Source organism: Bacteroides sp. 44_46 (assembly GCF_001915465.1).
GTDB lineage: Bacteria > Bacteroidota > Bacteroidia > Bacteroidales > Bacteroidaceae > Bacteroides > Bacteroides clarus.
Window position 1 is genome coordinate 304,496 of sequence record NZ_MNQO01000002.1, and the last position, 21,660, is coordinate 326,155.

Here is a 21,660-nt window from a genome sequence, read left to right on the forward strand (position 1 = left end):
TGCGATATAGAAAAGCGAAAATATTCTGTATTTCATGTTATATCCGGGTTTATTGTCCGTCAATAGTGATTATCTTTCCATCGGCATCGTATTCCAGTTCGCAAACTTTCAGACTGCGGAGCCAGGTCTTTCCGTTGGAAGGTACACAGTCGTGGTGGAACAGATACCACTTTCCTTTATATTCTACGATGGCATGGTGTGTAGTCCAGCCCACAACCGGAGTAAGGATAACGCCTTGATAAGTGAAAGGTCCGTAAGGATTATCGCCAATGGCGTAGCACAGACGATGCGTATCACCGGTGGAGTAGGAAAAATAATATTTACCGTTGTACTTATGCATCCAACTGGCTTCGAAGAAACGGCGCCCGTTATCACCCGCGGTCAGCGGTTTACCGTTTTCATCCAGAATGATTAGGGCTTTCGGCTCTTCTGCGAATTCCAGCATGTCTTTGCTGAGCTTGGCTACACGAGCGGGCAAAGCTTGTTCATCGCCTTCGGGCAAGACTGCGCATTCCAATGCCTTGTTGTCGCGATAGCGTTGCAATTGTCCGCCCCATAGGCCACCGAAATAGATGTAGAAATCGCCGTCTCCGTTATCAAAAACAGCAGGGTCGATACTATAACTGCCTTTCATCGGATTGGCTTGCGGAATGAACGGTCCTTCGGGTTTGTCGCTGATAGCCACACCGATGCGGAAAATATCATTTTGGTCTTTCAGAGGGAAATACATATAGTATCTTCCGTCTTTCAGAACTACGTCGCAATCCCATAGTTGGCGGCCGGCCCAGGGAATGTCCTCTACCTGAAGAACTACTCCGTGGTCTTTGATTTCACCGTTCATAATGTCGTCGGTGGAAAAAACATGATAGTCTTTCATGTTGAAGTGATCGCCATTATCGTTTTCTCCGATGCCGCTCTCCCAATCGTGGCTGGGGTAGATGTAAACTTTATCGTTGAAAATATGTACGGCAGGGTCTGCCATATAATCTCCCGGAACCAGGTATCTCATTTCTTTTTTCATGGTGGAACAAAATTAGTGATAAGTTATTGAATTATTCGTTTATAGGATTTGAATCATTATTTTCCTTTTTTCATATTGCTGTAATCTCCCTGTTCATTGTAATCCCCTGTGGCATATATACCGACCATAGTGCCTGTAAAGCCACCGGCAGTTTGAGTGCTGAGTAAATCGGCGGAAACGGCTTCGCCTGCCTGTACCCAATCTGTTTTGGGGCTGAAGGAGTAGGAGAAAGTATAATAAACGCTTTCGCCTGCCGTTTGCGGTTCATTACCGGTTACTTTCAGGCAAATCTTTTTATTGGCATCCGATTCTCGCAAAGGTATTTCAGTTTCCGTATTGAGCTTGTCCATACTGTAAGCAATCAGCTTCAAGCAAGGCTTGCTTTGTTCGTCCAGCGCCTTGCCGAAACGGATATTACATTCATCATTATGGAACAGGATGATGCCCGCAAAGTCTTCCGGAGCCGTGGGTAAGAAGTTGACGGCTGTTTGCGCATCGAACTCGTTATTGGTAATCCAGCGGCCGATGACCGACGGCTGTCTACGGTCGTTGATTCTTATACTGCGGGCTGTCAAGGTCAGTTTTCCGTCTTTACCTATCTCATAATAAGAACTCTGTGGGGTGCGGATGAAGAATGCTTCATCAGTCAGCCCGTTACTTGTCCAAAGCGGAGTGGGAGCTAGGGAACGATTGGTGTAATGGAGGGTTTCACCCGCAGGAAGAATAATAGGTTGTCCGTCTTTCCAATCGACAGGGAGGAGGTATGTTTCGCGCCCCATTACATCGTGTCCGTCGCGATAGGGGCGTACAGCAAGGAATACGGCATACCAATCACCTGTGGGAGTTTGCACCAAATCGGCATGGCCGGTACAAGTGACAGGATTAGGACGGTCTTGGGGCAGGTCACGTTGTGTCAATATCGGGTTGGTACCGCACGGCTTGAAAGGCCCGAAAGGAGAGGAAGCCGAGAAGATGACCTCGCAATGATTGGGACCTGTACCGCCTTCGGCTGCCATCAGGTAGTAAGTACCGTTGATATGGTAAAGGTGAGGGCCTTCTATCCAACTGGGATGTTGCGATTTGTCTACACCGCCGTCTATAATCACTTTTTGTTCTCCTGCGGTACGGTTATTTTTCCAGTCGAATTCGCGTATCCAGATAGCGCGGTGCCCGCTGTATTCCGGTTTTCCGGCCGGGGCGTCGTTGTTTACAATATAGGCTTTACCATCTTCATCAAACAAGAATCCGGGGTCTATACCGCCTACTTCGGGTAGAAAGACCGGATCGCTCCATTCTCCTTTTTTAGGATCATCGGTTGTTACGAAGAAGTTACCGCCACCGTCTACTGCGGTAGTAATCACGTAGAAGAGCTTGTTGTGCGGATTGTATTTGATATCCGGAGCATAAATGCCTCCGCTGATGCGCAAACCGTCTTTCAGCGGTAATTGCGAGGGACGGTTCAATACATAGCCCAGTTGTGTCCAGTCTTTAAGATTGGTGCTGTGCCAGATGGGAATTCCGGGATAGAATGCAAATGATGAGTTCACCAGATAGTAGTCATTTCCTGCACGGCAGATGCTGGGATCGGGATAACAACCGGGAAGCAGGGGATTGACCGACCGGGAACCGGAAGTACTGTCATTCCGTACATCGCTTTCGGTACCGTTTTCAACGGAATAAGTAAAGGTGTCAAAGGTGGCGGTTTTGGGCGACAACAGCTCGCGCAAGAACGGTTTGGGCTGATGATTGCGGTCGAAGAGAAGGGGATACTCCTTACGGCCTTTTACGGGGAAATCGTTCTTCCACGAATCACCGTCGCTCACGCCCCATACGGTTACGCGGTCTATAACGTCGGCATGTTTCACGAACAGGTCGAAGAACGCTTTCATACGTGCGTTCCAGATTTTGGACACTGAATCGGGCAGTGCATCAGGATAGGGGTTCATGGCTGCCTTAAAGGCAACGGTGTCACTGATATTGGCGCCTTCGTGTACGGTAGGCAGTGCGCTCATTTCCCATTCGGTAATCATCAGTTTCACACCGGTAGAGGCGAAAGCAAGCATGCTCTTCTCGAACTCTTCTATGTTGGGATAGTCCATACCCATATGTCCTTGCATACCTATGGCATCGATGCGCAAGCCCCGTTTCTTCAGGTCGTCGATGATTTTCACGTAAGTGTTTCTTTTAGCGGGATTGCTCATGCCGTAATCATTGAGGTAGAGTTCTGCTTCCGGATCGGCTTCATATGCATATTGGAAGGCGAGCGGTATGTATTCCTCACCTAAAATTTGGTAGAACAGGCTGTTACGGTACGAGCCGTCGTCTGTTACCGCTTCGTTCACCACGTCCCAACCTTTGATGCGTCCTTTATAGCGGCTTACAAGCGTCGTGATATGTTCTTTCATCCGTTGCTTCATGATGTCCGGCGAAACGTTCTTACCCTCTTTGTCTACACAGAACCAGGGAGCGCATTGCGAGTGCCAGATGAGGCAATGACCGATAACGGCCATGCCGTTCTTTTCACCATATTCTACTATGGAATCGGCAGCACCGAAATTATATCTGCCTTCTTCTGGGTGAATATTTACGCTTTTCATGCAGTTTTCTGCAACGATAGAGTTGAAGTGTTGTTTTATGAGCCTTGTTGCCGCACTGTCTTTACCGGCTACCTGCCGGGTGTTCAATGCTACGCCAACAAGGAACTTGTCACCGAACGCCTCTTTCAGGGATAGGCTTTGAGGTGTCGTTTGCTTGGTACCGCAACCTGCCAATAACAGAGTAACGGCAAGCGCGGACAATAAAGTCTTTTTTACTCTCATGGTATCTTGTTTAATGAATGATTATCTGTTTCTGTTTTCTATCTCCTTGTTGATTTCGTCAATCCGTTCGTCGTCCAACTCATATTTTGAGATGATAAGCATGGCAACTATCAATAATATGGCAGGGATGATGGCTACTAACCAGAGAATGCCTTGTTCGGCAAATGAAGATTGGCTGACGGCATTGTTCTTATCGAATCCCACATAGGCAAGTACCAGTCCCGGTACTACACCGCCCAATGCCATTCCTGCTTTATAGAATATACCGGTAAGAGCATTTACAATACCTGAAATACGTTTTCCGGTGGTGTATTCGCCATAGGAGATAACTTCCGGAACTAAGGCCCACATATAGCCTGTAGCGACGATAACTCCGGTGGATTTTATAAATTGCGCCACATAAACAAGCCATATCTGGCTCTTTAATGACGGTATCATCGATATGATATAGAGTAGAGCCATACCTACGATTGCTATGGACAGAAATACATTGAACATGGCACGTTTGCCTATCTTCCTCTTAATCCACGGGACTAATGGCATGAAGATAAATGCCGGGATTGAGCCGAGCGCCATAAAGTTCGCCATTTGGTCGCTGGTGCCGTGTACATTGTACAACATATAATAAGACCCTGCCGAATTACCCACAGCCATCATGGCAAATGCTGTAATGAAGAAGAACGCAAGAATACGCAAGGGTCTGTTGCGCTTGAACTCCACCCAGAGGTCTGATACCTGTACTTTTTCAGTTTCTTTGGCATCCATAACGACGCGTTCTTTGCATTGTGTAAAACAGAACACCAGTAAAAGCAGTCCGGCAATCGCATAAATCGCCATGGTATAAAACCAGGCATCGGCGCTTTCTGCCGTATTAGTCATTCCGTCGGGCGACAGACTTGCCACCAGCTTAGGAATACCATAGGCTACCGCCAGCCCGCCTGTATTGGCAAGAAACATACGTACGCTGGTCAGTGTGGTTATTTCGTCCGTGTCACGTGTGAGCGATGCGTTCAGTGCGCCATAGGGAACGTTAATCAGCGTGTAAAGCATAGACAAACCTACATAGGTAAAGTATGCATAGACCAGCGAACCGGAGAATCCGTTCCAAAAGCAAAGTATGGCGAAGCCGGTGAGAGGGATTCCCGCCAATATCAGATAAGAACGGTATTTACCGAGTTTGGGGTTGTGTTTGTCTACGAATGCGCCTACCAAGGGGTCCCACAGCACGTCTACTACCCGGACTATGAGGAACATGAATGCGGCTGCCGACGGTTCCAACCCATATACATTCGTATAGAATATCAGCAGGTACATACATACTGTCTGGTAGATAAGGTTTTGTGCCAGATCGCCCGAACCAAACCCGATTCGTTGAAGCCATGACAGTTTGTAAAAACCTTTAGACTGTTCATTCGTTTTTATTGACGTTTCCATAATATCAGATTATTATTAGTTCTTTGATTTCACTTTTTTAATAGGCAATGTTTCCAATACTTTGTCTGCTACGCGTTTGCCCAATGTCTTCTTGTCGAGCGGATGAATATCGTTCCATTCTCCTAAATCGCTGTTACGTATAAGAAAAGCATTAGGAGTGGCTTGGGCTGCTTTTGCCTGTTCTAAACGCATTTCTGCCCATGCCTTGCGGCCGCCGATATCTTCTTTGGATAGATAGTCTGCCAGTTCCACTATATAAAAAGGCAATTCCGGTTGACCGAAAGTACGCCTCCAGTCGGCAATCATGGTTGTAAGGAGAGTAGCGTATTCATTCCGTCGTGATACGTTTGATTCGCCCTGATACCATACTGTGCCCCGCAACGTGTAATGTTGCAAAGGAGCTATCATGGCATTGTACAGACATACGGGCTTGTAACAGAAAAACATCATGTTCGGAGCCGACGGCATAGGGGCTCCCAAACGGTATTTCCATTCTTCTTTCAGATCGATGCTCTCATTATCGCAGATGAGCTTGTACGGCTTTTCCTGTACAAATCCCGGTTGTCCGCCGTTGCTGATGATGCGTACAGTGATATTGTTAATTCCCGGTTTCAGTGTCCCAGCCGGAATACGGTAGATACGGGGCGGATATTGATAGCCGGTAGTTCCTACAAATGTACCGTTTACGTATACGGAATCCGCATCTATGATGCAACCTAACCGCAGAGTGACTTCTTTGTCGCTCCAGGTGTGCGGTATTTCCACGTTTTGGCGCAGCCAGTGTGAGCCGGCAATGGGATTCAATCCGTTATTGCCCCATGTACGGGAAAACATGTTCACTGTTTGCCAATCGCTATCATCATAGTTTGAGGCATACCAGGGAGTCCGTTCGTGTAGCCCGGCATCGCTGCGATAAAGTGATGAGTTCCAGCGATAGAAACATTCGCCTTCCAGCTTCTTGATATGTGCGCAATAGATATCATCTTCATACAGGCGTTTATCGTTGATGTAGATGGGAAATTCCTTTAATCCCTCTTCACTGATCCAAGCTTCTATGGGGGTACCACCCCAACTGGAGTTGATAATACCTACGGGCACTTCGGTTTTCTCATACATCTCTTTGGCAAAGAAGTAGGCGAGGGCGGAGAAGTTCATTACGTTTTCTTGCGTCATCGGTTTCCAGCTTGTAGTGGAAAGTGTTTCTTGCGGTGCATGGAAGTTGTAGACTTTAGGTACGATAATCTGCCGGATTCTTTCATTGCTGTATTCGTTAATCTCTGTGGCGAACATATCTGTCACCCGGCTGACAGGCAGTTCCATATTCGACTGCCCTGAACAGAGCCATACGTCGCCTATCAATATATCGTTCAGTTTGATGTCGTTGATTTGCATTAGATACGGACCGCCTGCTTTCATTGGCGGTAGTGTTACGTTCCAGTGTCCGTTGTTGTCAGCGGTGGCGGCATACTTCTTTTTCATGAATGTTACACTGACCCTTTCGCCTGCGTCAGCAGTTCCCCATACTTTTACAGGCTGTTCACGCTGCAATACCATCCCGTCCGAAATCAAAGCAGGCAGCTTCACCTTTGCATCCGTTTGTAAGGCGGTGCAAAAGCAAAGCAGCACTGCTACTCCTAACCTAATCTTATCATGAATCAAATATTTCATATTTCAAATCCTTTTATGGTATATACTTATCAATTTTATTGATATTCGTACAATCGTACATGCAGTATCTTGAATTCTCCTACCGATATTCGTACGTGGCGCCCCTGATGGTCTTGGTCGCCGTTCAATCGGCGGATATAACGGAACTTTCCTTCTTTGTCCACCTCTACTTCATCCACATGACCGATGCCGCAACGCATTCCTTGAAACCTTTCTTTTTTTGTCTTTATCTGTTCGTTACTTAAGGCGAATCCGTCTTCACCCAGTTGTTTCCGTATCTCGGAACTAGCTTTCTCCGAGGCCTTGGTAAATTCCAAAACGATACCGCTACCGGCTACAATATATTCGTTCTTGGATAGTTTTAGGATGAGGCCGCCACCTTCGGGCCATGCGCTGCCATCTGTGGCGCGTGGGTCCCATGGTAATGTGAAATAGTGTCGGCAGGTTATTGATAAGTCATCATCCGTAATGATACGCTCTTTGTCTTTTTGGTTGAAAAGAACTCCTTTTATCATACCTTTGCCTTGATATTCAGTGAGTAAAGGCATTAGTTCCTTTAGTCTGGCATAGCTTTGAACTAAAGGAGAATCGGAAGAGTCGGAACCATCCTCTATGGAGAACGGGCTGATACCGATGGCGTCATGTTCGCCGAAAATATAGAAAGCTCGTACTCCGTTATTATCTGTCAGACGGATTTCTGGGATAAAAAGAGGGTTGTTATGCAGTTTGTACTGTGCTACCCAATTGGTGAAACCGTCATCGTACAGGTCTGGCGCTAAGATGTCGATATTGGGTGCTCCGCAGCGCCACACGTCGATAAGATGTGCCAACGGACCTGCCGAAGGATATTCACCCGGTTTACGTCCGCGACTGTTCATGGCGGCGTTGACGTATAAAGGTACGTTATAGATGGAACGGGCGGTTTGTGCCATTCGTTCTACGTAGCGGGCGTAGTGCCATGCCATGAAAATTTCGTCGGTATAGATGTCTGCACCGAATACTTCTTGCCATGTGCCTTGTTTCTTGCAGCCTTGGCTCTCCCATTTTTTTATCATTTGGGGATGCAGCGTCTTTTTGTTTTTTTGCAGATAGTTCATTAATTCTGTGGGAACAGGAGCACGGAACGCTTTGTCAGCTTCTTGAGAGTAGTCGCGCGCATCTTCCAGCATGCCTATCTCATTTTCTATTTGTACCATGATGACGGTACCTTCTTCTTTGTCAATTGCAGCGATGTGTTGTAGCCATGCCGAAAAGGCACGATTGTCTGCTTGATAGACATTTTCGGAGAAAGCGCTGGCTATTTCCAATGGTTTACCTGTTTGCGTGTAAGCGCGGGGATATTTCTTATGGTTTTCTTTGAACCAGAGAGGAGCATAACAACTCATGGAGTTTTTCCAGGCTCCGAACCATAAGAAGACGACTTTCAGATTGTTCCGGCGTGCTTGTTGCAGGACTTTGTCGGTAAGTGTAAAATCGAAGTGACCTTCGGTTGGTTCTGTTAAATCCCAGTATGCAGGAACGAGAACGGTATTTAATCCCATTCTTTGTAATTTAGGAAAAATCCGTTCGATGTCTTGTACGGATGAGGCGGATGAATTACCGAGCTCGCCGCCTAATATGAGGAAAGGTTTACCGTCTACGATAAGTTGGGTGGCAGTGCCTTGTGACTGCAAGAAACTTTTTTGAGCGACAGCCGGTTCAACAGTAAAGAAATGGATGATAAAAAGTAGAACTAAATATCCTCCTATCTTTTGCGGATAAGCTTCGAAGTTATGGAAATATGTTCCGATGTTTTGCCGATATGTTTTGAATATGCTTTTCATGTTACAAAGATAACGGGTAATTTATAAAGGGGCTTTCGTTGCTATTGTACAATGCTTTGTTTTTGTTACATACTGTTTGCCGGATGTTACATAAAATGTTGCTTATGTAACAATCGGTTTTAGGATGCCTTTTTAGGGGGATTATACATCATCTATCGAATGATAAGAATATGATGTAGTCTTATTTGCGTCGATAGATGATGTATAGGGTGATTTTATTTATTCTTCAGAAGTACTTTCTTCTTTTGAAGAGATGTTCTTCCAATCATCCCCACTGAATTCTTCACTTATATCTTTCCCTGCAATTCCATCGCATACGCCTTTGTAAGCATGTTTACGGTTGTAATTGCCGTCAAACAGGTTGGGCGATTCATCGGGCAGCCAGTATTCATGTTCGGCTGCATTATCGCTTAATGTCCAGATGGTGATACCTGACTGTTGTGCTTCGGGAACATTTGCCTTGTATGATTCGAAAACCATTTGATATACATTTGCCTGAAGTTCCAATTGTTCGGCGGACGGTGAAGCTGTTCCTAATGCGACATCAAGTTCGGTGACGCGGACTAACTTGCCTGTAGCGGCCATTGTTTGAAACATGGCATCTATCTGTTCACGGGTGATACTGCTTGCGGTTACGTGCATTTGTGTGCCGATACCATCGACGATAGGCTGGCCGGTTGCATTGTTTTCATCAATGTATTTTACAAAGTCAATTAGGGCTGCTAATTTGTTGGGACTTGTTTCTAAGTTGTAATCGTTGACATAAAGACGGGAACCCTGCGCGCAATATTTTCGAGCATATTCAAATGCTTTGGTGGCATAATCTTTGCCAAGATAGTAACCCCAGTAGAAATGACCGTTGCCGGCTTCGTTCGACCAGTTTAAGTTTAGCCCGTTAGTAGTATCTTCCGTAGGTGCTGTATCAGCTTTCCCTTCGCTGTCTGTGCTACCGAAGGCACCGTCTATACCACGCCATCGGCCATCATCAGTTATAGGTTCATTAATGACATCCCATTCTTGAATACGGTTACCTACGTGCTCTGCCATACCTTTTATCCAGGATTCCATAGCATCTAATAGGATTCTTTTCTTTTCTTCATCAGATTTTGGGGTATAAGTTATGGTGGTACCACGAGTAGCAAATTGGGCTTTAAATTGTTTAGCTTGTCCTTCTGTATACTCTACTACTTGTACATTATCAATATAATAAGTGACATTTGGCTTAAAACCAAAATCAAAGTTTATTTTCCAAGTCGTTCCTCCCTCTTCAAAATCTGTACTGAAGTTTTGTGGGATTACATTAATTAATTGCCAATTTGTAGATGTATTAAATGACTTAGTCCAGCTTGATTGAGATCCAGTCCAGTTCATATATGGATAATTATTAGTCATACCTGAGAAGGACAAACGTCCTTCTCCATCTTTATCAGATTTTACCCAGAATGAAATCTGTACTTTTTTATTGGTTAAAGTGGGCATTGGATCAGTAATGATTTGTAAGTCATATTCCTTTGTAGATGTGCTACTCGCTGTCATCTTTAGGATTTTTTCCCCTTCAATAGCATCATCGGAATCAATGACTTCTATGCCTGCACCTTTATTCTCTGAGCTCCAATTCTCCATTCCGTTTTCAAAAGAACCGTTAACACAGTAATTGCCATCTCCACTACTGTCAAAGTCTACTTCGGGTGCAATTAAATTCTTTAGGTAATTTTGATTTTGTTGCGTATGCCAGATAAAGTTATGCCCATAAATTTTGATGTCTGTCGGTACAACTTCCAAAAAAGCGTCAACGGTAGTGAAATCAAGTGAACCATCACCTTGCACTATTGACTGATGTTTCATTGCATTGCCAGCTGTAAACATTTGGAAATTTTCATCGGCAATTTTTTTGTAATCGGCATTGCTGATATATTCTTCTGCACCTAAGCCCAAACCTATAGTCATGTTAGGTGTATATTGCTCTGCGTATGTCTTGATACTGTTGTATAAAGCTATCTTTTCATTCAGTTCCAAAGGTATTTCCGAACTGTTGATATTCCCGTCCGCTTTTTGCCATTCCATTATCTGGTCGTCACAGCCCGTCAACGTAAGCGTGCAAGCTATTAACGAAAGAATAATCCTATTTCGTTTCATAATCAATAATCTTTAATGTTTTTCTATTTGATTTATTCAGTCTCTTCTTCGTCTTCCGGATAGTCGGAGATTATAATGTCTTTGCAAGGTACTACGCGCCAATTATCAAGATAGATGTGGGTTGCAAAGGTGTTGGATTCCACAGTAACATCCTTGTAAGTAAAATCTGTATTAACAAATCCGATACCGAAGTTCCGGTAGCTGGCAGAATTCCGGTCTGTTACCACGTCTTCAAAGGTAGGTGTCTCCTTATCAGCTATTAATGTGGCATATTTATTAAATTCACTGAATGGGATTGTAACTGTTTGCCAGCCTTCTGTATAGAATGGTACGATTTCTCCGTCTTGTATATAAGGTACATAGAAAGCCACCTGGTTAGAAGAGCCGTCGTCATCCGAACCGATTCCTGCAAAGTTGAAGTTATTGAACAGGTTGATTTGTATATGTCCGCAATTACTCCAGGGTTCGTTTTCCGCTACATAGATATCAAATTGCAATGCGACTTCCGTAAGAGGGGTTTCTTTCGGTATGTATTGATACATCCGGCTCCAGTCATCGGCAGCGTCATCATTACCGGCAGTCCAACATTCGGATGCCCGAGGTTTACCTGACATGATTCCACCGGCTGCAATCAGTCGTTCGGGAATTAATTGCAGGCATTTGCCGCGATTGCTGCCGGAAACCGGGTCGGTAACCAAGTCATCTGCATTAATCATAGATCCGGTTTCGCTCCAACTCCAAAAACCTTGAGTGCCGCTACCGTCGAAATTAAGTATCATACAATCTGCGTTATTGAAGTAGGCAGGAGTGGCAGCTTGACCATTGGCTCCTTCCGAATAGATACTTCCCCCGGTAGTCACTCCCGAAGGCATAGTAAAGGAATACCATTCTCCATCTTCATCGCTTTCTATACCGGTTGTTATTTCTATACTTCCGGGCAGGGTTACTTTGGAAGTCTCTTCCAATCCGGTACCGTATACCGTAACTTTTTCACCTGCTGCAGGCAGTGTATTGCTGATACTTGTGATGGTGGGGGAAGCGGCGCGTATCGTGAAATTGTAGGATAATTCCGTGTTGTTTTTGACGAAACGTATAATGTTACGCTCTTCGGGTTCTGCATCAGATACGGGGGTATCACTATTAATGGAAACCAACATAGAGTTGTCTGTAACGTAAGCACGGTTGAAGTATGTGTCGTATCCGTTGATATAGACTTTTTTCATACCATAGAATCCACTTCCTTCTATGCGAATCAGTTGTCCGAGACGTGCATAGGTAATAGGTCGGTCGGGTACGGAAGATTCATAGTCTTCCAAATAAACTTGGGTTACGGTTATCGGGGTACTTTGATATTTCTCATCAAAGTATTCGTCATCTTTATTACATGAAATGAAAACTGTAGGTAGTAATAACATGCACAACAACTTAATATATTTTGTACTTTTCATATCTGTCTGGCTTAATCAATTGAACAAATCTTCTTCTGAAACTTCCCTTTCACCAAACGTATAGGCTTCGGGTTCTTGGTTTAGCAGCGGATTACGACCACTATCCACGTCGGATATAGGTAGAGTGAGGTTACTGACAGTAGCTGTTGCCACACTAGTTCCGTCGTCTGTCTTGGCATATTGGCAATCTTCTGTTTCATCCCATTTGTAACTGGCGTTGCGCTCTTGATTGTTGAGGTAGTTTACAACTTCCTGTTGCTGATAGTAAGAGCGTCGTAAGAGGTCGTACCAGTATTGTCCTTCGAGAGCAAATTCTATACGGCGTTCGTAGTGGATAGCATCGTATGTAATAGTATTTACTTCAGGCATTCCGGCACGTCTGCGCACTTTATTAAAGTACTCTAAAGCAATAGCATCACTGGTAGAAGTGTTATTACCCATAATTGCTTCTGCTAGGTTTAAATAAACTTCAGCCAAGCGCATCATATAGGTGTTTAAACCACTACTCTGTGAATAACTTTGTCCATTGTCATCGATCTTACCGATTACATACTTTTTAAAATTGCATTTATTTTCATAACCGGTTTCAGTTACATTGTATGTATATCCGCCATTTTTTGTATTGAGGTCAGGATAGTATTCTCCCACAGTCGCAATAGTGTAATGGCGACGAATACGGTCCTGCGGGTCGTAGGTGCGGACAAGGTCATACGAAGCATACGTAGCATTGCCCCAGTTCTGCTCACCTACCATGGTAGACCAGCCAAAATAAGTGGTCATGGAGTTGTTGCATCCCCAGCCTATTGCATCAGTGCTACCGCTTAACCATTGCAGTTGAAAAATAGATTCACTATTGTTATTGGTCGTAGCAACGGCGAAGAGATCACCATAATTCTCGAGTAATTGGTAGGGGCCTTCTTCTATAACTTTCATGGCTGCTTTACGTGCCAACTCAAGATAATAACTGTTGCGGGTACCCCGGTTGAAATCGGTAGCAATGTTGCTTCCGTCATATTGACCGTCAGTAGTGAGCCCTGCCATAGACAGGTATATACGCGACAAAAAAGCGTAAGCGCTATAACAGGTGACTCTTCCTTCATTAGAGGCTGTTTTTGAAAGATTGACTGCTGCATATTCAAGATCTCGGATTGCAAATTCTATTACATCTACTCCTCGATTGGCGGGCACAACGGAATTGCTGACTAATTCGGCTGTATTTTCATAGATAATACCTTTTCCCCATAGAGATCCGATATACCAGTAGGCAAGCCCACGCATGAAGCGTGCTTCGGCAAAGGCTTGTGTTTTGGCTTCTTCACTAATCTGAGGACTTGAATAATCTTTGATGTTGTTAATGGTATAGTTAGCCTGTGCTATGACAGAATAAAAAGAACCCCATGCATCTTCCAACCCCGGGCTTAATGCTGTTTCTGTGAAATTAGTGTACGGATAAATATAGTCGGACCAACGAGCGGTAATATTATTGGCTCGCCCATCTCCCATACTATAATATGCTTTGTCGTTAAAACTGTTCCATACATAGTTATAAAGTGGAGCCGTGGCCGTTTCTAACGCTTCTTCGCTGTCGAAGAATGTTTCCTGATTGGCATTGGTTGTGTTTTCGTGTGTCAGGAAGTCTTCACACGAAGAAATAAACAGTGAACCGGCAACTACTGTCAGGGTAAATATTTTATTTTTCATTGTGTAATTCATTTTAAGAGTGATTTAGAAAGATACATTTAATCCGAATGTATAGATACGCGGTGAAGGATAACGTCCATAATCGACTCCTGTCATCAGTGCATCACCATACATTGCACCCACTTCCGGATCAAGTCCGCTATATTTACTCCAAGTACATACGTTTTGTATATTGGCATAAAGTTTCAAGTTACTGAGATGTATCTTATTGATTAACTTCTTGGGGAATGTATAGCCGATAGATATATTTTGTAGTCTGAGATATGAGGCGTCTTCTATAAGCATATCACTGATGCGCGTAAAGTTTTGGTTGGCATCTGATGCTTGTAAAGCCGGCATTGTAGTGGATGCGCCATTAACTACGTGGAGGTTACGGTAATCGCTGTCGGAACCGTTGGGATCTATTAAATCTACCTGTGCATAGTTTAGCGATGATTTCAGAATATTACCGTTAGAACGTGGATCTTCAATGCGCATACGAGTCAGATTCAGTGCTTTATTTCCATAAGAGCCGGAGAAAAATATAGTGAGGTCAAACCCTTTGTAAGAAAAAGTGTTACCTATACCATAAGTAAACTTGGGACTGGGATTACCGATAAACGTACAGTCTTCACTGTTAATTACACCGTCACCGTTAATATCTTCGTAAATATAATCACCAATCCATGTACTGTTCTTGGCTATGGTATTACCTTCAGGAATGGCAACTTGTTTTACATTACCGTTAGCATCCTTATAGTAGAAGTCGGTTGGCTCATTAAAGCGTCCGATAACTTTGTAACCCCAAAACTGTCCGATAGGTTGGCCTACAGTTGTCTTGGTTACAATGTAGGATGTGGAACTGGGTTGATAACTTTTTTCGATGGATGAATTATCAGTATCGAGTTGCACTACTTTGTTACGGTTTAAGGAGAAAATAATATTTGATGTCCACTGGAAGTCTTTTTTGATGATATTAGTGGTATTCAGTGTCAGTTCAAATCCTTTATTCTCCAGTGAACCTACATTTCCCCAAGGATTGGATGCGGCACCTTGCCCACTTGAACCCAAATATGAAGGAAGTGGAAGCTGGAGTAACAGGTTCTTTGTCTTTTTATAGTATACATCAGCGATAAGCTCAATACGATTTTGGAATAAACCGAGGTCAATACCTAAATTATAAGAATTGGTTGTTTCCCAAGTTAAATCGGGATTGGCAGTGTTTCCGGTCAGTACGCCGGTACCCCATGGCGTTGTCTTATAAGAGAGTAATGCCATGTAGGCGTAATCACTAACGTTTTGGTTACCTGTAGCTCCCCAACCTGCACGTACTTTCAGATTATTAATGACAGGGTTGTCACGCAGGAAACTTTCTTGAGAGGTGCGCCATGCTAAAGCTACTGATGGGAACCAGCCCCACTTATTACCTTTGGCAAATTTGGATGAACCGTCACGACGGATGGTAGCGGTGAGCAGGTAGCGTTCATCGAAAGAATAAAATGCACGTCCGAAGAATGATGCAAGGGAATTAACAATACGGGAACCTGTTGTGGTAGATGATGTAACGTCACCGGCACTTAAGTCGGGAGTTGTATTTGTTAGAAATCCGGTAGCTGTACCAACCTGAGTTTCATAATTGTAGTGTGACATTTCTTGGCCTATCATAACATTAATGTTATGCTTTTCTGCGAATGTATTATTATACGTTAAGATATTACGCCATGACCAATATTTAGTATTTGTTTTAGTCCATTTAGAAGTACGTGTATCACTTGTTTTAATACCAAATTGATAGTCGGGTTGGTAATAATAGTAGTTGTTGTAATTCCAATCTGTTGATATTTCTGTCTTGAAAGTCAGACCTTTCAGAATGGTCGCTTCTAAATAAGTGTTGAGGCGAAAATTCGTTTTACGATTCTCATTTGTACGGATGGATGCAAGACCTACCGGGTTTTCAGGCATCCATGTATCATCAGGACCATCATATGTGCCGTCAGGAGATGTAACAGCAACGGTAGGTTGTTGAATCAAAGCGCTGATAATGGTATTATTATCAGTTCCAACTTTTTGTTTTGATTCTGAAAATGAAAAGTTTACTCCACCACGGAGCCATGATTTGATCTGTGTATCAATATTGGAACGTAATGACAGACGACGGAAACTGGAATTTATCGCTATACCATTTTGGTCAAGATAACCTCCACTGAAAGCGTAAGTTGTCTTTTCATTACCACCACTTACAGACAAGTTATGGCTGTTCATAAAAGCTTTTTGGAATAATTCATCTTGCCAATTGGTACCTTGTCCAAGCATATCGGGACGAATAAAAGAACTGCTTTGATCTACGAGTCCAAGCGCAGCTCGCGCATTATGATGTTGGGCATATTCCTGTAGATTCAGCATGTCTAATTGTTTTGGCATTTCTTGCCAGCCTGCATAACCGTCATAAGTGATACTTGCTTCACCTGCTTGTCCGCGTTTGGTCGTAATCATGATGACTCCGTTAGATGCTCGCGAACCGTAGATCGCTGTTGCCGAGGCATCTTTTAATACATCCATTGATACGATATCCGATGGGTTGATGCTTGACAAAGGGTTACTGTTTTCATCATCTGTTGCAGAATCTACTACTACGCCGTCAATTACAAAAATAGGCTGATTAGTAGCATTTAGTGAATTAATACCACGAATCTGTATAGAAGTTGAAGCGCCAGGCGTACCGGAGTTCGCTTGGATTTGTACACCAGCTGCACGACCTTGCAAGACTTGATCGATAGAAGTTGGAACTGACTTCTTTATGGCTTGGTCATTTACTGAAACTACTGAACCTGTTAAATCCGAACGTTTCATTTGGCCATAACCAACGACTACGACTTCATCCAGCATTTCTGTATCTTCTTTTAAGATAATCTCAACTTGTTTTTTTCCGGATACAGGTATTTCTTGTGTTTTATAACCGATAAAAGATATGACAATAATACCGTTTGATGGAAGTGATAGAGTAAAATTTCCATCAATGTCAGTAACAACGCCGTTTGTTGTTCCTTTTTGTACTACACTGGCACCAATAACCGGGCCAAATGCGTCTTTTACTGTTCCTTTTACAGTGATATTCTGTGCCTGAAGCGTAATAGGCAACAAAAACAGAAGAAGGATAAATCCTAAATACTTAATAAAATGATTTGTGCATTTCATAATGAAATTAATTTAGTGGATAACTTTTATACTCTCATTTCTTAATTCTCCTTATGTTATATATAAATAAGGTGAACTTTTTAGTGTGCCTTTCTTTAAGTACTCATTTGTTTCATTGAATTAATGATTAAACATTGTTTTTTTGTCTGATACAAATTTATAATGTTATCCATGAAACATCTGTTTGGAATGTTTCCGGTGTTACATATTCATGTAACATCATTTTTCTGTGCGTAACAAAATATACTTCAGATGTTACATTTATGTTATATGGCATACAAAGCTATCTATTATTTTTCATACTTTTGTTTTGACTTTTAATTCTGTAGTATGAAAACATCATTCAAAATATTATTTCCATTTGTGATATATGTTATTTCTTCTTTTACTGCTTATGCGCAGACCGGGAGATTTTATACCACAGATGGAGGATTATCCAGCAGCCTAATCAACCATTTCTTTCAAGACAGTAAAGGGTTCATGTGGACAGCGACAGAATACGGGCTGAACAGTTTTGACGGCTTGCGTTTTGCAAATTACTGGCACGTATCGGGCGATTCTACTTCCATAAAGAATAACTATGTACGTACGTTGTTTGAAGATAGCCGGCAAAACCTGCTGATAGGATGCATTGACGGTCTGATGAGATATGACCGTGAGACGAATACCTTTTCTGAAATACCGATGATACGTGCTGGCAAGCAGGTTTTTCCGCACGTTACACAGATGCAGGAACTGCATAATGGTGAAATATGGATGACTACTACCGGACAGGGAATGTTCCGGTTGGATGAACAACGGAAACAAGCCGTTTCGGTGGATGAGCTTTTGCGACAATCCAATTATAATTTTCAATCTTGTTTTTATGAAGATTCTTATTACAATCTTTGGATAGGAACTTATGGTAACGGATTGATTTGTTATATGCCCGCTACAAAAGAAGTACGTGTGTTCAAATACCCCACTCTCAATGATAATAATATAGCAGCTATTATAGAAGATAAACAAGGCAATCTTTTCGTTGGAACGCAAAAGAGGGGGTTGTCATGCTATAACAGGAAGAAGAACACTTTTACACCTGTTCCTTATGTAGGAAATGGCGCTTTGTCTGTTTATTGCATGGCATTAGTAGACGGGCAACTTTTGGTCGGTACCGACGGCCAGGGGTTGAAGTTGTACAATCCCATCAAGAAGCAATTGGAAGATTATACCATCAATACTGCTCCGATGGATTTCTCGGAAGGGAAGATACATACAATATTGGAAGACAAGGATAAAAACTTATGGTTGGGTTTGTTTCAAAAGGGCATTGTCCTGATACCGAAACAGAGTAACCCCTTTGAGTACTATGGCAGCAAATCCACCTATTATAATCCTATAGGGCAGGGATGCGTCATGTCTATTTTTCAGGATAGCAATCAACACCTATGGATAGGCGCTGATAATGAAGGTATCTATGAACTGGATGCTGAAGGCGGCTGTCTGAGACATTACCAGCCGGGAAGTTCCTCTCATTCTGTGGCTAATACGATAATGTGCATATATGAGGATTCGGAAAAGAACCTATGGCTTGGTTCTTATACACGCGGTATTGCGAAATTGAACAGAAAAACCGGAGTATGTGATTACTCTCTGCCTGTTGACAATGAAAAGATACTTTCTATAACCGAGGATAAACAGAAAAACTTATATATCGGTACACTGGGCTCCGGTTTTTATCAGTATAATTTACAGACCGGCAGTTTGAAACATTATGAATCTGCTAAGGATGAAACCGGTGATTTAAAAAGAAATGAACTGGTTAACGACTGGATTAACTATATATTCTGTGATAGTGAAGGATTTATCTGGTTGGGGCATTATAAAGGAGTAAGTTGTTTCAATCCTTTGACCGGGAGCTTTATAAACTATCGGCAGGTGAATACTTTGATTTCAGGCTGCGTGGGATATGCCATTCAAGAGGATTATTCCGGTAATATTTGGGCGGGCACGACAGACGGACTTTACTGTTTCAACAAAAAGACGGAAGAACTGAAACGATTTACAACGGCAGACGGACTCTCGAATAATGTTATTTGCGGTCTCTGTGAAGATTCCCGGCATGATATATGGCTCAGTACCTATATGGGTATCAGCAAGTATGATGTCAAGAATAACCGTTTTGTCAATTATTACTCGGGAGATGGATTGCAAGGCAATGAATTTACGCACGGAGCTTTCTATAAAGATAAGAAAGGAAAGATATATTTCGGCGGTATTAATGGCGTTACCTATTTTTCTCCGGAGCGTATAGGAAGTGTTTCTAAAGAAACGAATGTGTGGGTTACGGACTTTTACGTATTCAATCATCCGATACATAAAAACAGCCTTTCGGGCGGAGAACCCGTAATTGATACATCGGTACAAGACGCCAATCAGTTTCGGCTATCATATAAAGACAATACATTCAGTATCGTTTTCTCCACATTACAATACAATAATCCCGAGCAGATTTCCTATCAATATAAAGTGGACGAATTAGGTTCCCAGTGGCTCAGTACCGAGCCGGGGGTAAACCGTGTGACTTATAACAATTTGCCGCCAGGTCAATACACTTTTCAGGTGCGCGCCCTCAATTACGGCAATTACTCAGAAACGCGTACCGTCAAGATTTTGATTACTCCCCCTTGGTATCAGACTTGGTGGGCGTATTGCGTTTACATTACTTTAGCCGGACTGTTGGTGTTGGGTATTGTCAATTATATCCTGTCGCGTATGCGGCATCGTCGTGAAATCATGAAGCGGGAACATGCCGAACAACTGAATGAAGCGAAGTTACAGTTCTTTATCAATATATCCCATGAGATACGTACGCCGATGACGCTTATCATTAATCCCTTGGAGAAACTGCTGGCGGATAAAAGAGATGGGGAGTTACATAAAACATATCTGATGATTGATCGCAACGCACAACGCATTTTGCGTTTGATTAATCAGTTGATGGACGTTCGTAAGCTGGATAAGGGACAGATGTTCATGAAGTTCCGTGAGACGGATATGGTAGGATTCATTGCCGACTTGATGCAGACATTTGAGTATATGGCGCGTAAAAAGAATATCCGTTTTGTTTTTAAGCATGAAATGCCTCAATTGAAAGTATGGATAGACTTGAATAACTTTGATAAAGTGCTGATGAATATTCTGTCCAATGCTTTTAAATATACTCCGGATGGGGGTGAGGTACAGGTTAGTTTGTCAACAGGCCGGGATATAACACGCCGGGATGCGTTGCGTGACTATTTTGAGATTGTGATAACGGATAGCGGTATCGGTATCGACCGGAATAAGATAGAACGCATTTTCGAACGCTTTTATCAGATAGATAATGATGTAACGAAATCCAATTTCGGTACAGGTATCGGTTTGCATCTGTCCCGTTCGCTGGTACAGCTGCATCATGGAATTATTTTTGCTGAAAACAGGGAAGATGCTCCCGGAAGCCGCTTCATCATACGTATACCGTTGGGTTCGGCACACTTGCGTACCGATGAACTGGAAACTGTGGATGCGGATACTGTTATGTTTCACACAGTCGATAAACCTGTTTTAGCGAAGCTGGAAGAAGAACTCATGATGGAAGAGGAAGAGCCCCAAACCGGTACTAAAGCAAAGACGCGTTTACGGATTTTGGTAGTGGAAGATGAAATTGAAATCAAAGCCTATCTGAAATCGGAACTGTCGGATGAGTACAAGGTAGAGACTTGCAATAATGGTAAGGAAGCATATGATTTGATTTTGCGTGATACTCCCGATTTGGTTATTTCGGATGTTATGATGCCCGAAATGGATGGACTGGCTTTATGTCGTAAGATAAAGCAGAATACCAATGTAAATCATGTTCCTATAATCTTATTGACAGCCAGATCCAAACCGGAGGATACTTTGGAGGGAATGGAAACCGGTGCCGATGCTTATATGGTGAAACCTTTCAATACGGAATTACTGAAAAGGACTATCGCCAATCTGATAGCCAATCGCAGGCTGTTGCGTAACAAATTCAGCGGTGCACAACAGCAAGAGGATAAAATAGAAAAAATTACTATGAAGTCCGGTGACGAGATATTGATGGGGAAGATTATGAAAGTGGTGAATGAGCATCTGGATGACCCTACTCTGAACGTTGAGATGCTCGCTTCCGAAGTTGGATTAAGTCGCGTGCACGTTCATCGTAAGCTGAAGGAATTGACTAACCTTTCCACTCGCGATTTTATTAAGAACATCCGTTTGCAACAGGCTGCAACTTTATTGGCGCAAGACCATAAACTTACCGTCTCTGAGATTGCTTATGCCACAGGATATACCAACCTGTCTCATTTTTCCAGCTCTTTCCGCGAGAAATATGGAATGTCGCCGAAAGAGTATATGAACCAGCACCGATAATATCATTTTGAGAACGG

The 21,660-nt window shown here is 43.0% G+C and carries 10 protein-coding genes; 1 reads left to right on the forward strand and 9 read right to left on the reverse strand.

Features of this window, described 5'->3' with window-relative positions:
- Window positions 1-49: 49 nt before the first annotated feature.
- From BHV73_RS02410 to BHV73_RS02450, 9 genes are all read right to left on the reverse strand, one after another.
- On the reverse strand, window positions 50-1,021 hold the full coding sequence (locus BHV73_RS02410) for a glycoside hydrolase family 43 protein (protein ID WP_286736223.1): 972 nt from the start codon (window positions 1,019-1,021) through the stop codon (window positions 50-52).
- A gap of 56 nt (window positions 1,022-1,077) precedes the next feature.
- Entirely contained in the window at window positions 1,078-3,840 is a 2,763-nt protein-coding gene (locus BHV73_RS02415; protein WP_286736224.1) for an endo-1,4-beta-xylanase, read from the reverse strand.
- Between the two features lie 21 nt (window positions 3,841-3,861).
- Window positions 3,862-5,274 carry an MFS transporter gene (locus BHV73_RS02420; protein ID WP_087412821.1) on the reverse strand — a complete coding sequence of 471 codons (1,413 nt, stop codon included), beginning with the start codon at window positions 5,272-5,274 and terminating at the stop codon, window positions 3,862-3,864.
- A 15-nt stretch (window positions 5,275-5,289) separates the two neighbouring features.
- Window positions 5,290-6,942, reverse strand: a complete 1,653-nt coding sequence (locus tag BHV73_RS02425) for a sialate O-acetylesterase (RefSeq protein WP_087412820.1) — start codon at window positions 6,940-6,942, stop codon at window positions 5,290-5,292.
- Window positions 6,943-6,977: 35 nt separating this feature from the next.
- Window positions 6,978-8,765 (reverse strand): GH35 family beta-galactosidase, encoded by a 1,788-nt coding sequence (locus BHV73_RS02430; protein WP_087412819.1) that lies wholly within the window; start codon window positions 8,763-8,765, stop codon window positions 6,978-6,980.
- A 219-nt stretch (window positions 8,766-8,984) separates the two neighbouring features.
- Entirely contained in the window at window positions 8,985-10,901 is a 1,917-nt protein-coding gene (locus BHV73_RS02435; protein WP_087412818.1) for an endo-1,4-beta-xylanase, read from the reverse strand.
- Between the two features lie 32 nt (window positions 10,902-10,933).
- A complete protein-coding gene (locus tag BHV73_RS02440; RefSeq protein WP_087412817.1) occupies window positions 10,934-12,349 on the reverse strand; it encodes a glycan-binding surface protein in 1,416 nt (471 codons plus the stop codon).
- 15 nt (window positions 12,350-12,364) lie between these two features.
- Entirely contained in the window at window positions 12,365-14,050 is a 1,686-nt protein-coding gene (locus tag BHV73_RS02445; protein ID WP_087412816.1) for a RagB/SusD family nutrient uptake outer membrane protein, read from the reverse strand.
- A 24-nt stretch (window positions 14,051-14,074) separates the two neighbouring features.
- Window positions 14,075-17,224, reverse strand: coding sequence for a SusC/RagA family TonB-linked outer membrane protein (locus BHV73_RS02450; RefSeq protein WP_087412815.1), 3,150 nt, complete (start codon window positions 17,222-17,224; stop codon window positions 14,075-14,077).
- Between the two features lie 330 nt (window positions 17,225-17,554).
- On the opposite strand from BHV73_RS02450, the gene BHV73_RS02455 reads away from it, so the two are divergent.
- The gene (locus BHV73_RS02455; RefSeq protein ID WP_286736228.1) at window positions 17,555-21,643 is read left to right on the forward strand and encodes a hybrid sensor histidine kinase/response regulator transcription factor; all 4,089 of its coding nucleotides are present in this window, start codon (window positions 17,555-17,557) and stop codon (window positions 21,641-21,643) included.
- The last annotated feature ends 17 nt before the right edge of the window (window positions 21,644-21,660 follow it).

Excerpts from the sequence above, each read along its gene's own strand:
- BHV73_RS02410 (WP_286736223.1), bottom strand. The coding sequence starts at position 1,021 with ATGAAAAAAGAAATGAGATACCTGGTTCCGGGAGATTATATGGCAGAC.
- BHV73_RS02415 (WP_286736224.1), bottom strand. The coding sequence starts at position 3,840 with ATGAGAGTAAAAAAGACTTTATTGTCCGCGCTTGCCGTTACTCTGTTA.
- BHV73_RS02420 (WP_087412821.1), bottom strand. The coding sequence starts at position 5,274 with ATGGAAACGTCAATAAAAACGAATGAACAGTCTAAAGGTTTTTACAAA.
- BHV73_RS02425 (WP_087412820.1), bottom strand. The coding sequence starts at position 6,942 with ATGAAATATTTGATTCATGATAAGATTAGGTTAGGAGTAGCAGTGCTG.
- BHV73_RS02430 (WP_087412819.1), bottom strand. The coding sequence starts at position 8,765 with ATGAAAAGCATATTCAAAACATATCGGCAAAACATCGGAACATATTTC.
- BHV73_RS02435 (WP_087412818.1), bottom strand. The coding sequence starts at position 10,901 with ATGAAACGAAATAGGATTATTCTTTCGTTAATAGCTTGCACGCTTACG.
- BHV73_RS02440 (WP_087412817.1), bottom strand. The coding sequence starts at position 12,349 with ATGAAAAGTACAAAATATATTAAGTTGTTGTGCATGTTATTACTACCT.
- BHV73_RS02445 (WP_087412816.1), bottom strand. The coding sequence starts at position 14,050 with ATGAAAAATAAAATATTTACCCTGACAGTAGTTGCCGGTTCACTGTTT.
- BHV73_RS02450 (WP_087412815.1), bottom strand. The coding sequence starts at position 17,224 with ATGAAATGCACAAATCATTTTATTAAGTATTTAGGATTTATCCTTCTT.
- BHV73_RS02455 (WP_286736228.1), top strand. The coding sequence starts at position 17,555 with ATGAAAACATCATTCAAAATATTATTTCCATTTGTGATATATGTTATT.